Raw genomic sequence first — 12,660 nt, forward strand, 5'->3', positions numbered from 1 at the left:
AATGATTGAAGAAAAAGTAAATAGTTATTTTTATCGTTATCCTGATTTAAAGATTCTTTTCTTCTTTGATGAAAACCAAGAATTTTTAGAAGAGGTAAAGTCGTTGGCTATTCCTAACATACATGTAGAGTTCTACACCGAAAGTGCTTTTACCATTAAATGTAAATTGCTCAACGAATTGATAGATACTAAAGTGCTATTGTACATACCAATGGCACATCCAAATACCCAGGATGAATACCATCAATTTCCATTGTTAGGATTATTGCTTGCCAATAAAGAATTGAAATTGGATCATGTTGGCGAATTTATGGAGAATTATGGTTTGCAAAGGCATCAAAAAGCCTTAGTCACCAAATATATGAAGGAACTGAAGTATTCGGGTGTTCAATTGGTATGCGAGCCCATTTTGAATTCTTATGGATTTGAAGAAGAAGCCTTACAAAAAGCGCTTGTTTCATATTTTTTAAAATTCAAAACAATTGAGAATTGGTCACTGATCATTTCAAAATTATTAACCCTACTTGTTGCAAAAGATGGATTAGAATTAAATAAAGTACTTACTAAAATTGCTGATTTGAGAATGGATGATATTATCATTCAGCAGATTAATGAAAATACCAGCTATGAAATGAAATCCCTGAATCGTGAAGAGTTGATTCAAGTAGTTAGGTGTATTTTTTACAATAAAATAACACAAACCATTTCTAGTGTTTCCAATGGTGATCCTTATGGATCATTCAAAATTAAGGATCAAGTCAAAATTGTACGACTGAATCAATTATTAAACGAAGCTGAAACGAATACCCAATTAAGCAGTTCGTTTAATGAGGTTATGCAATTGGTTAGAAATGATATCAAAGGCGATAAGTTGATTGATATATACGGCTTAGATGCCAATTTTGCTGAATTTAGTCCATCAATGATTTGGGCCGTTATAAACATTTTACAGAACCAAATCAAGGACGCACCTGAAGCAGTTATCAAAAAATTGGATAACATTAGCATGCAGCAAACATTGGATGAAGGAATACAGAATTTCTTGAAGTATTTGACATATATGGCGAAACTTCATCAAATGGTTAATGGAATTTCAAGCTATATTTTAAATAAACCAGAGGATTACCTAAAAGCCTATTCAGAAGAATTATACTTTATTGATTCATTTTACCGTAAAGCTATAAAAGCTTATAAATTGATTGATTACTCTGAATTGCCTGTAACTATTCCATTGGATGATTTGCACCTGGCTTTGAATAATTGTTATGAAGAGCATACAGATAAATTAAACAGAGAGTGGCTAAAATGTTTGAACCAGTTTGATTTTGATTATACTAAAATTCCAGTTGCCAAGCAATTTGATTTTTTCAAAACCGAAATAGAACCATTAAATCAAAAAGTAGTTGTTTTTATTTCAGATGCGCTGCGTTATGAAGTTGCTCATGAATTACTATCAGAACTCCACAGTGATGCTAATAATACTGCTAAAATGAAATATATGATTGCCTCTATTCCGTCAAAAACAAATATCGGAATGGCTCAATTATTACCTCTTGGCGATCTTGTTTATAATAATGGCGATATCAGTATTTCAACAATCTCAACAGAAGGTTTACCTAATAGAAATCAAATCCTAAGAAGGTTTAAGTCAGATTCTTTGGCGGTTCAATTTTCCGAAATAAGTAGTAACTCACAAGAAAAAAACAGAGAAATATTTAAAAACTCAATTGTCTATTTATATCATGATATTATTGACTCTACAGGAGATAAAAGAGCTTCTGAAAGAAGAACATTTGATGTAGTAATTGATGCTATAGATGAAATAAAACGGTTAGTAAAAAAATTACATGGAAGTTACAATGTAGCAAAAGTTATCATCACCGCAGATCACGGTTTTTTGTATAATGATAGAGAAATTGAAGATAAAGATCTTGAATCCATATCAGATCCAAATCCGATGACTTCTCACAATAGATACTTCATTACCTCATCCAAATCTCAACAATCATTAGGATATTCTGTACCACTTTCTAAAACAACTGCGTTTAATGACGATGTATTTGTCACAATTCCTTATTCCGTAAATAGATACAGAAAACAAGGCGTTGGGCATCAGTTTGTGCATGGTGGAGGAAGTTTACAAGAGGTCGTTGTTCCAGTCATTGAAAGTTCCAGAAAAAGGGAAGAAGTAGTCACTAAAGTGAAACCATCTTTAATTAACAAAGGTGATTTAAAAGTGGTTTCTAATATATTACGATTAAATCTTTTACAAGAAACCAAAGTGTCTAGGATGGAAAAAGAGGTCAACATTTCCACTGGATTGTACAACAATAATATTTTGGTAAGTAATGAAATAATTTCAACTCTTAATTCAACTTCGGATTCACCAAGTGAAAGAGCCTTAAGAATTGAATTGACCTTAGCTTCAGACACTCCAAAAAATGCTTTCCTAAAACTTAAAGTATTCGATTTGGAAGATAGATTAAATCCAATTATTGAAGAACGAGTTCAAAACAATACACTTATTCAATCCGATTTCTAATGACATTAAAAGAGAAAATAATTCATCATTTTGAAGGAAAAGTAGTTAGGAAAGATTTAACTGCTTTAGTTAAAGGTAGTAATCCCGTGCCAATGTACGTTTTAGAGTATCTACTAGGGCAGTACTGTGCGATAGATGATGAAGCTGTAATTCAAGCAGGCATCGAAAAAGTCAGGAATGTAATTCGTGATAATTATGTTCATCGTTCAGATTCTGAAATTGTAAAAAACAAAATTAGAAGTACAGGAAGTTATAAAATCATTGATAAGATTAATGTTTCGCTGAATGACAGAGCAAATATTTACGAGGCAGAATTTGCCAACATGGGACTAACAAAAGTTCCAATTTCAGATGCTATTGTTAACGCTAACAAAAAGTTATTAAGCGGTGGTGGAGTTTGGTCAATTATTGAAATGGGATTTTCCCATGAGGATGGGATTGCTGTTAGATGGGTAATTACTGATTTAAAGCCTATTCAAGTATCTAATGTTGATTTAGAGGAATATATCGAACTACGTAAGGAATTTACATCAGATGAATGGATTGATTTATTGATGCACAGTATTGGATTAAACCCTGAGTACTTCAGTAAGCGTGACAAATTCATTCAACTTTCAAGACTGATTCCGCATGTAGAAAACAATTATAATTTCATCGAACTTGGGCCAAAAGGAACGGGAAAATCGCACATATTTTCAGAATTATCTCCGCACGGAGTTTTGGTGTCTGGTGGTGATGTCTCTAAAGCAAGGTTATTCGTTAATAATACAGGAAACAAGATAGGTTTGGTAGGTTATTGGGATGTTGTTGCGTTAGATGAATTTGAGCAAGAGAAAGGCGGTAAAAAAACGGACGGCGACTTGGTAAAGATCATGCAAAACTTCATGGCTAACCAAAGTTTCAATAGAGGGAAAGAAACTTATCAAGCAACAGCTTCAATGGCATTTGTAGGGAACACAAAACACAATGTGCCCTATATGCTTAAAAATTCACACCTTTTTGAATCAATTCCTGAAGGATACATAAAAGGTGCTTTCTTAGATCGGATACACATGTATATTCCTGGATGGGAAGTGCGTATTTTGAAAAGTGCTGTATTCTCAAAAGAGTATGGTTTTATTGTCGATTACCTTGCTGAATTATTGCGAGAATTAAGAAAGTCTGATTTCTCTCCAATCCTTGACAGTAAAATATCATTAGACGGATCTTTGACATCCAGAGATAGAGTTGCCATTAGAAAATCATTTTCAGGAATGGTTAAATTGATATACCCTCATCAAGAATTATCAGAAGCTGAAATAATTGAGCTCCTTGATTTTTGTATTGAAGGTAGAAAAAGAGTAAAGGATCAATTATATATTATTGATGAAACATTTAGGTCTGAACCAGTAGAATTTAAATATCGTGTATTGTCTAGTGGTCAGGAATTTGCACCTGAAACCTTGGAAAAGCAAAATTATTTTGCGGCTGTTGAAAATACAAAAGAATTAGAAGAAACAGATGTTCATTCATCTGAAATGAAAAAATCAGTATTGGATTTAAAACCTCATCAAGTTATTTTAAAAGATAACCAAACAGGTATTTCCTATAAAAAGCTTTTTGGTGACTACTTAAAAGGTGCGACAAAAATAACGTTACAAGATCCATATATTCGCCTTCCTTATCAATTTAAAAACTTATTGGAATTTTGCTTAATGGTTGCGAATAACAAAGAGCCAGAACATGAAATAGATTTAGAAATTATTACCTGGAATTCCGAAGAATTTATTACAGAATCAGGGGCGTATTTTGAAGAATTGCAAGAAAATTTGATAGACCTAGGCATTAACTTATTTTTTAAGTTTGAAAATAATCATGACCGGTTTATAGCATCAAATAATGGTTGGAAAATTACTTTGGGTAGAGGGTTAGATATATATGAGAAAATTGAAGGTAGATTTAATGTGGCAGCACTTGAACAGGTAAGAAGAAAATGTAAATCGTGTGAGGTTACCTATTTGAAAATTTAGATTTAAATGAATATTCTTTCAATTTTGAAGTCAATAAAATTCAATTTTCGCAAAATAGTTTTCATTAATTTTTATAATACTTAATTTACTTAAGTGTGAAAAATCAGCCCACTACATAAACGCCTCCAAATCCTTCAAGTCCTCATAGGTTTCTTTGATGGATTCTCCACGTTCTGCGGCTTTTTGAAGGGTTGGTCGCCAGTAATCTGGGTAGGTCATTATCTCTTGGCGTTGCTCAAGCGTTAATCTGATTTTTTGGGGTTCCACTTTTTGGATTAATTCACTTTCTGCATAATCCACTACGGCCAAAAGGAATTCGCTAAGATGCTCATACTTGGTTAGTTTTTCATTCATGCATTTTCCCAATTCAGGGTAGAAAACATATTTGTTCAAGTAATTGATGTGCTGATCGAAAATTTTAGCCAATTCCATGGTTAACCAACTCAATGCTCCCGCATGTTCGCTGAAAACGATGGTGTCTCCCGGATGGCCTTTTCTGGCAATATCATCCGTGATAATTAATTCCGCACCGCCAAAATGCTCAAAGTCACTTGGGAAATTACCTTCTTGAATGGCTGTTTTTAATTGATTGATTTGCTCTTTCATGTTGTCTAAAAGTTGGAAGCCACAAAGGAAGAGAATTGTTGTGTCAAATAGGGTCAGAGAGGAATTAATTATGAATTATGAATTATGAGTTATGGATTATGAATATCTCTCCGTGTCCTTAGTGTTAAAAACTTTTATTTAACAAGAAGATCACCAAGGTTTCGCTCTCTTCTCTTTTACCTAGTACCTTTTAACTAATACCTTTTCCCGTAAATGCCTAAAAAATCGATTATCAGTTTTAAATTTTGCGGATAATTTTAATTTTTTTAAATCGAATAAGATTTAAATTTTAATCACCCACTAATAGAAAGAAAATGAACTTAAGTGATGCCACGTATAAGAAATGGCTTATCGAATTGAAAAGTAAAATACGTTCGGTTCAGATAAAAGCTGCTATGGCTGTTAATTCGGCTTTGATAGAATTTTATTGGGAACTTGGAGGAATGATATGTGAACGCCAAACAGCTTATGGAACAGGTTTTATTCCTCAGCTTTCAAAAGATTTGCAGGAAGAATTCAAAGAGATGAAAGGTTTATCTGTTCGAAATTTGGCATTTTGTAGGCAATTTTATCAATTCTATTCTTTTTCAAATTTGCAACAACCTGTTGCAAATTCTCTTCACTTAGCCCATATAAATGGTACAATTAGTGATTTAGGTTCGGGTTTTCAGTCCATTTTGCAGATCCCTTGGGGACATAATATTCTTATTTTTACTAAATCTAAAAATCTAGAGGAAGCTCATTTTTATATTCAAAAAACAATTGAAAATAATTGGAGTAGAGATAGTTTAGCCTTACAAATAAAAAACGATTTATATAAAAGAAACGGCAAAGCTATTTCAAATTTCAAAAATACATTACCCGAGCCATTATCTGATTTAGCTCAGCAAACACTTAAAGATCCATATATCTTTGATTTTATGACGTTTGCAGCAGATTTTCGAGAAAGAGACATTGAGAAACAATTGGTAGAACACATTACTAAATTTTTGTTAGAACTAGGGAAAGGTTTTGCTTTTGTCGGTCAGCAATATCATTTAGGAATAGCCGGCAATGACTATTATATTGATTTGCTCTTCTATCACATTAAACTAAAATGTTATGTGGTAATCGAATTGAAAAACACCAAGTTTATACCTGAATATGCAGGTAAGCTCAATTTTTACTTATCGGCTGTGGATACTTTGCTCAAACAATCCGATGATAAGGCTACCATTGGAATTTTGCTTTGAAGAGACAAAAATAATATTGAAGCAGAATTTGCATTGAGAGATATAGATAAGCCGATGGGAGTGAGTGAATTTCAAATTACTGAAAATCTTCCAGAAAACTTAAAAAGTAGTTTACCTACTATTGAAGAAATTGAAAACGAATTTAAAAATTTGGAAAATGAAATAATGTAATCCCTCCGTGTCCTTTGTGTTAAATGAGAAAAGAAGAGAGAGAAGATAGAAGAGAGAAGAGAGAGGAGCGTTGGAGGAGCGGAGTCGAAGCCAAAACGGTAACAGATTTTTTTTCTAAAATCGTATTTTTTAAAATTATCAATTTACTGATAAAATTTCCTGTTATTGAAAGTAAAATTTCCTATTTTTGTGGAATAACTAATCAATTATAACCATGGGAAAGGCCTTCAATCATCCAGCTCCTTATGCCAATTCTGAGGTAGAAGTCTTGCAATTTTTGGAAGATGTGGATATGAATTCTAGCTATGTGAATGTACTGAAAGAATCTTCCTTGCTAACAGATGAATTGTTGTCTGATTGCCTAGATGTAAGTGTGAAGACTTTTCGGACCTATAAAAACACGCAACAATCCATCAGCTTTTCGCTCAAAGAACATATCGTGATGCTCATTTCTCTCTTTCAGCACGGTAATGCGGTTTTTGGTTCAAGCCAATCGTTTGAAAATTGGCTGTTCAAAGAAAATCTTTTGCTCTTCAATAAAAAACCCAGCCATTTTTTGAAATCGGTCAGCGGTATTCGCTTGATAGATGACCGCTTAACTGGGATGGAGTACGGTGATAATGTCTAAGCCAAATGATAGTCTACCGTATTTGTGCTGAAAGGTTTTCTGGTCAATTAATGGCTTCGGGTCGCCAAAATCGTTGGAATGAAGCCAATCAATGGGTGTTATACACGAGTATGTCTAGGTCTTTGGCCGTTTTGGAATTGTTAGCTCACCGAAATATGGAAATGCCCAAAGAGCGCTATAAATGTATGGTGATTGAATTGCCTGATGAATACTTTTCTGTCGAAATAGTACCAAGCAATATTGCCCTTAAAAACAACTTCGAAAATTACCTGCAACATCAAAAATTGGGTAGCACGTGGTATCAATCCAAAAAAACGTTATGCCTTCAAGTTCCTTCCATCCTGGTGCCTAAAGAATCTAATATGGTCATTCATACCTTGCACCCTAACTTTTCCGCGCTTCGGATTCTGGATGTGGAAGATTTTACATTGGATGAAAGATTAGACGAATAGGTCTTTTTTCTCTTCTCCGTGACCTTTGTGTTAAAAACTTTTATTCTAACACAAAGATCACCAAGTTTTCTCTCTCTTCTCCTTTCTCTTTTACCTATTACCTTTTACCTAATACCTTTTTACGAAAATGCCTAAAAAATCGATTATCAGTTTTAAATTTTGAAAATATTTAAAAATATTTTAAATCGAATAAGATTTAAATTTTAATTATCCACTAATAGAAAAACCATGAATCTAAGTGATGCCACGTATAAGAAATGGCTTATCGAATTGAAAAGCAAAATTCGTTCGGTTCAGATAAAAGCTGCTATGGCTGTTAATACCGAACTTATCCTGTTTTATTGGGAATTGGGGAAAATTATTTCAGAGAAACAAACAGCTTGGGGGACAAAATTTTTAGAAACACTTTCTAAGGATTTAAAAGATGAATTTCCAGATATGAAAGGATTTTCTGTTTCAAATTTAAAAACCTGCAAACTATTCTTTGAATATTTTAGTTCACAAGCTGTGAACGAAATAGAAGGATATACAATTGGTTCACAAAATGTGAACTATTTATTAGTTCATCCCCAAATAGGGGACGCAATAAAGCAACACCCCGTATTTAAAATGCCATGGGGCCATATTAAAATACTTATTACTAAAATAAAAGATATAAAAGAAGCTTATTTTTATATCAATCAAACTTTAGAAAATAACTGGAGTAGAGATAGTTTAGCCTTACAAATAAAAACCGATTTGTATAAAAGAAACGGCAAAGCTATTTCAAATTTCAAAAATACATTACCCGAGCCTTTATCTGATTTAGCTCAGCAAACACTCAAGGATCCATACATCTTTGATTTTATGACGTTTGCAGCAGATTTTCGAGAAAGAGACATTGAGAAACAATTGGTTGAACACATCACTAAATTTTTATTAGAACTAGGGAAAGGTTTTGCTTTTGTCGGTCAGCAATATCATTTGGCAATAGCCGGCAATGATTATTATATTGATTTGCTTTTCTATCACATTAAACTAAAATGTTATGTGGTAATCGAATTGAAAAATACCAAGTTTATACCTGAATATGCAGGTAAGCTCAATTTTTACTTATCGGCTGTGGATACTTTGCTCAAACAATCCGATGATAAGGCTACCATTGGAATTTTGCTTTGCAGAGACAAAAATAATATTGAAGCAGAATTTGCATTGAGAGATATTGATAAACCGATGGGAGTGAGTGAATTTCAAATTACTGAAAATCTTCCAGAAAACTTAAAAAGTAGTTTACCTACTATTGAGGAAATTGAAAACGAATTTAAAAATTTGGAAAATGATATAATGTAATCCCTCCGTGTCCTTTGTGTTAAATGAGAAAAGAGGAGAGAGAAAAGAGAAAAGAGAAAATATAAAATATTTAGATTTTTCTTCAAATGAGTAACCTAGAGAGCCTCGGTCAACAATATCTATAAATTCTTAATTTTTAATCTTCTACTTCCAAACCCTCCTCAAAAACCCCAAAAAATTCCCATGACAAATTCCTTCAATATCCGTATCTGAATATCCTCTATCGGACAATAAATCAGGGATTTTCTGCAAATCAGCAATGGTTTTGAGGTCTTGGGGACATTGTTCTGTTCCAAAACCGCCGTCTAAATCGGTTCCAAGGCCTACGTGCTGGGCGTTGCCGGCCAATTGGCAAATGTGATCCAAGTGGTCAATCATGGTATTTAGACTTACGTTCATGCTTACTGGAGTAGATTTACCTCTTTCCCAATTGGGTACCATCATCCAGGCGTCTAAAGGCATGCCTATCACGGCTTTGCGCTCTATGAGGACTTTGAATTGCTCGTCGGAAAATTGGCGGTTGTGGTTGACCAAGGCTCTTGCATTTTGGTGACTCGCCCAAACTGGCCCATGGTTGTGTTCCAAGGCTTCCCAAAAGCTTTCATCACACAAATGCGTAGCATCCAATATGATGTTCAATTGCTCCATTTTTTGCACCAATTCCCTGCCCATCATTCCCAATCCACCACTGGCATTCGTGCCTTGCGCATACCTGCCTGGTCCATAATGCGCTGGTCCCACAGCCCTTAAGCCATTGGCATAAGCCATTTCCAAATGCTCCATGCTCAAAATAGAATCCGCACCTTCTAAACTCAATACATAGCCAATTTTCTTTTTGACATCTGTGGTCTGTTTCCAATAATCCAAATGCGCCTCTAATTCCACCGTATTTCGGATAGGAGATAGGTCGCCCCAATATTCCAAACTTTTGTAATAGGCCAACTGCGCTTGGGTTTGTGCCCACGCTTGCTCTGGAGAATGCCATCCGGGTAAATCGGATCCTTTGGCGACATAACGGGCTATTTGCGTGGCAACGACCATGCCTATATTGCCTTTGCGCAATTCGTCCAAAGAAATGGTCGCATTGCCACGGTCAGGTTTGTCGGTCATTCCTTTTTCTCGTTCATTGATTTCTTCCAAAGAAGATCTCAAATCTCGGTTCCACTCCATCGCATTCATGCTCAGGTCCAAATGTGCATCAAATAAAAACATGGCTTATTACATTAATAGGGAGGAATACCCACCGAGGTCCAACCGCCATCGATGACTAAAAATTGGCCGGTGATGTGTTTGGATTGATCAGATAGGAAAAACATGGCAGCTTGGGCAATGTCCTCCACGCTGGCTGGTTTACCCATGGGAGTGATGTTGGACCAAACTTGGTGGTAATTTTGATCAGAAAGGGTTCTTTCTGTCAAGGTAGCACCTGGTGAAATCGTATTGATACGGATTTGTGCAGGCGATAAATCGATGACTAAATTTTTGGCTAATTGATTCAAAGCTGCCTTCGTCATTCCATAAACGGCCAAATCAGGATGAGCGATGTGTCCCGTGACGGAGGAAGTTAATACGATACTTCCGGGCAATTGTTGCTCTTTTAATTTTTTCGCCAGCAATTGAATCAAGAAAAAAGTTCCTTTGATATTGATTCGCAGAATTTCATCCATGGATGCTCGGGAATACGTCCAGAAATCGCCAAAAGTGGTGATTCCCGCATTGCATACGCCGCCTGCCAAGGTGCCAGGAGTTTGTTCTATCAAGGTTTCCAACTGAGAAAGAAAACTTTCAGAAGCAGAATCTTCTACCAAGCTCACATAATTTGTGTAGCCCAATGCGTCCAAGGTCTGCTCGGCTTTACTAGTTTGTTCAGGGTCAATGTCATTGAATATAACAAAATCGCCTTTGGCTAAAATAGATTTAACTATCTCAAAACCAATACCTTGTGATGCACCTGTTACAATAAACTTGAACATTTAGCTTGGGATTAATGTGAATCTCTGGTAACCACAGAACCTGAACCACCTTTTAAGAAATCGAAATCAGCGCCTTGATCTGCTTGCTCCACATGTTCGATGAATAAACTCACATACCCACGGTCCATGGTTGGTTTCACCAAAGGATGATTCGCTTTTCTTGCTGCTAATTCTTCCTCGCTCACTTCCCAGTTGATGCTTCTATTTTCCAAATCAAGCGCAATGTAATCGCCATTTTGAACCCAGTTCAATGGTCCGCCAGCAGCTGATTCGGGAGAAACGTGTAAAATAACGGTTCCAAATCCTGTTCCGCTCATACGGCCATCGGAAATACGCACCATGTCTTTGACGCCTTTTTCCAAGAGTTTTTTCGGAATTCCCATATTGCCCACTTCGGCCATGCCTGGGTATCCTTTTGGACCGACATTTTTCAATACCATGACTGAATTTTCATCAATGTCCAATTCAGGCGTATCAATTCTTGCGTGATAATCTTCAATATTTTCAAAAACCACCGCTTTTCCTCGGTGATTGAATAATTCTGGAGAAGCTGCAGATGGTTTCACCACCGCACCGTTCGGCGCTAAATTTCCTTTGACTACTGAAATTCCGGAATCCTTTTTAAAAGGTGCATCAATGGTGGAAATGATGTTGGAATCGTAAATTGGCGTATTGTCAATATTTTCTCCCACGGTTTTACCATTCACGGTAATAATGGAAGTATGAAGATGTTCCTTCATTTGATTCATCAAAGCCGGCAAACCACCTGCATAGTACAAATCTTCCATGAAATGCTCGCCAGATGGCTGAATATTGGCCAATAAAGGAATATTTTTAGAAAATTTATCAAAATCATCCAAATGCAAATCCACTCCAATTCGACCAGCAATGGCCAATAAATGGATCACGAAATTGGTGGAACCTCCTGTGGCTGCATTAACACGTATCGCATTTTCAAAAGCTTCGCGTTTCAACACTTGCGACAATTTCATATCCTCTTGGACCATTTCCACAATTCTTCTACCGGAATGTTGAGCCAATACTTTTCTTCTTACATCCGCTGCTGGAATGGCCGCATTTTGAGGTAAACTTAATCCCAATGCTTCCACCATGGTCGCCATGGTAGAGGCGGTGCCCATTACGGCACAGTGACCCGGAGTACGAGCCATACACGCTTCTGCTTCAATGAATTCCGATTGCGTCAATTCGCCCAATTTATAGGCTTCCGCAAAACGCCAAACGTCTGAGGTTCCAATTTCTTTGCCTTTGAATTTCCCTTTCATCATCGGGCCGCCAGAAATCACCAAAGTAGGTAAATCCACGCTGCAAGCACCCATCACTAGGGAAGGAGTTGTTTTATCGCATCCGCACATCAACACCACACCATCGATAGGATTGGCACGAATGGATTCTTCTACGTCCATACTCGCCAAGTTACGGTACAACATCGCGGTAGGTTTAATCAAGGTTTCTCCCAACGACATCACCGGAAATTCCACTGGAAAACCGCCCGCTTCAATGATTCCTTTTTTCACAAATTCGGCTAATTCTCTAAAATGACCGTTGCAAGGAGTTAATTCGGACCAAGTATTGCAAATCCCAATGACAGGTTTTCCCTGAAAGTAATCATCGGGAATTCCTTGGTTTTTCATCCAAGCTCGGTAAATAAATCCATCTTTTCCTGTTTTACCAAACCATTGTTGTGAACGTAATTTCAT

The 12,660-nt window shown here is 35.9% G+C and carries 10 protein-coding genes; 6 read left to right on the plus strand and 4 right to left on the minus strand.

Annotated features, from left to right (window positions below):
* Window position 1 precedes the first annotated feature (1 nt).
* Window positions 2-2,542 carry a BREX-1 system phosphatase PglZ type A gene (gene pglZ / locus V7S76_RS06365; protein ID WP_459509225.1) on the plus strand — a complete coding sequence of 847 codons (2,541 nt, stop codon included), beginning with the start codon at window positions 2-4 and terminating at the stop codon, window positions 2,540-2,542.
* The gene (gene brxL, locus V7S76_RS06370; RefSeq protein WP_459509226.1) at window positions 2,542-4,551 is read left to right on the plus strand and encodes a BREX system Lon protease-like protein BrxL; all 2,010 of its coding nucleotides are present in this window, start codon (window positions 2,542-2,544) and stop codon (window positions 4,549-4,551) included. The genes pglZ and brxL overlap by 1 nt, the downstream gene beginning before the upstream one ends.
* Window positions 4,552-4,662: 111 nt before the next feature.
* Here brxL and V7S76_RS06375 read toward each other — a convergent pair whose 3' ends face one another.
* Window positions 4,663-5,157 (minus strand): hypothetical protein, encoded by a 495-nt coding sequence (locus V7S76_RS06375; RefSeq protein ID WP_459509227.1) that lies wholly within the window; start codon window positions 5,155-5,157, stop codon window positions 4,663-4,665.
* 314 nt (window positions 5,158-5,471) lie between these two features.
* Here V7S76_RS06375 and V7S76_RS06380 point away from each other — a divergent pair, with 314 nt between their 5' ends.
* The 4 genes from V7S76_RS06380 (at window position 5,472) to V7S76_RS06395 (ending at window position 8,969) form a co-directional block, all read left to right on the plus strand.
* Window positions 5,472-6,389, plus strand: a complete 918-nt coding sequence (locus V7S76_RS06380) for a PDDEXK nuclease domain-containing protein (RefSeq protein ID WP_459509228.1) — start codon at window positions 5,472-5,474, stop codon at window positions 6,387-6,389.
* A 385-nt stretch (window positions 6,390-6,774) separates the two neighbouring features.
* A complete protein-coding gene (locus V7S76_RS06385) occupies window positions 6,775-7,188 on the plus strand; it encodes an antitoxin Xre/MbcA/ParS toxin-binding domain-containing protein (RefSeq protein WP_459509229.1) in 414 nt (137 codons plus the stop codon).
* Window positions 7,189-7,193: 5 nt separating this feature from the next.
* Entirely contained in the window at window positions 7,194-7,640 is a 447-nt protein-coding gene (locus tag V7S76_RS06390) for an RES family NAD+ phosphorylase (protein ID WP_459509230.1), read from the plus strand.
* Window positions 7,641-7,910: 270 nt separating this feature from the next.
* A complete protein-coding gene (locus V7S76_RS06395; protein WP_459509231.1) occupies window positions 7,911-8,969 on the plus strand; it encodes a PDDEXK nuclease domain-containing protein in 1,059 nt (352 codons plus the stop codon).
* Between the two features lie 144 nt (window positions 8,970-9,113).
* Here the strand turns inward: V7S76_RS06395 and V7S76_RS06400 are convergent, their stop codons facing one another.
* From V7S76_RS06400 to V7S76_RS06410, 3 genes are read right to left on the minus strand one after another with little or no spacing between them, the layout of a single operon-like run.
* Window positions 9,114-10,181, minus strand: a complete 1,068-nt coding sequence (locus V7S76_RS06400) for a dipeptidase (protein WP_459509232.1) — start codon at window positions 10,179-10,181, stop codon at window positions 9,114-9,116.
* Window positions 10,182-10,192: 11 nt separating this feature from the next.
* Entirely contained in the window at window positions 10,193-10,942 is a 750-nt protein-coding gene (locus V7S76_RS06405; protein ID WP_459509233.1) for an SDR family NAD(P)-dependent oxidoreductase, read from the minus strand.
* Between the two features lie 11 nt (window positions 10,943-10,953).
* Window positions 10,954-12,660, minus strand: coding sequence for an IlvD/Edd family dehydratase (locus tag V7S76_RS06410; RefSeq protein WP_459509234.1), 1,707 nt, complete (start codon window positions 12,658-12,660; stop codon window positions 10,954-10,956).

The organism is Aquirufa sp. ROCK2-A2, assembly GCF_054558485.1.

Coding starts and splice junctions, on each gene's coding strand:
- pglZ (WP_459509225.1), top strand. CDS start 2: ATGATTGAAGAAAAAGTAAATAGTTATTTTTATCGTTATCCTGATTTA.
- brxL (WP_459509226.1), top strand. CDS start 2,542: ATGACATTAAAAGAGAAAATAATTCATCATTTTGAAGGAAAAGTAGTT.
- V7S76_RS06375 (WP_459509227.1), bottom strand. CDS start 5,157: ATGAAAGAGCAAATCAATCAATTAAAAACAGCCATTCAAGAAGGTAAT.
- V7S76_RS06380 (WP_459509228.1), top strand. CDS start 5,472: ATGAACTTAAGTGATGCCACGTATAAGAAATGGCTTATCGAATTGAAA.
- V7S76_RS06385 (WP_459509229.1), top strand. CDS start 6,775: ATGGGAAAGGCCTTCAATCATCCAGCTCCTTATGCCAATTCTGAGGTA.
- V7S76_RS06390 (WP_459509230.1), top strand. CDS start 7,194: ATGATAGTCTACCGTATTTGTGCTGAAAGGTTTTCTGGTCAATTAATG.
- V7S76_RS06400 (WP_459509232.1), bottom strand. CDS start 10,181: ATGTTTTTATTTGATGCACATTTGGACCTGAGCATGAATGCGATGGAG.
- V7S76_RS06405 (WP_459509233.1), bottom strand. CDS start 10,942: ATGTTCAAGTTTATTGTAACAGGTGCATCACAAGGTATTGGTTTTGAG.
- V7S76_RS06410 (WP_459509234.1), bottom strand. CDS start 12,660: ATGAAATTACGTTCACAACAATGGTTTGGTAAAACAGGAAAAGATGGA.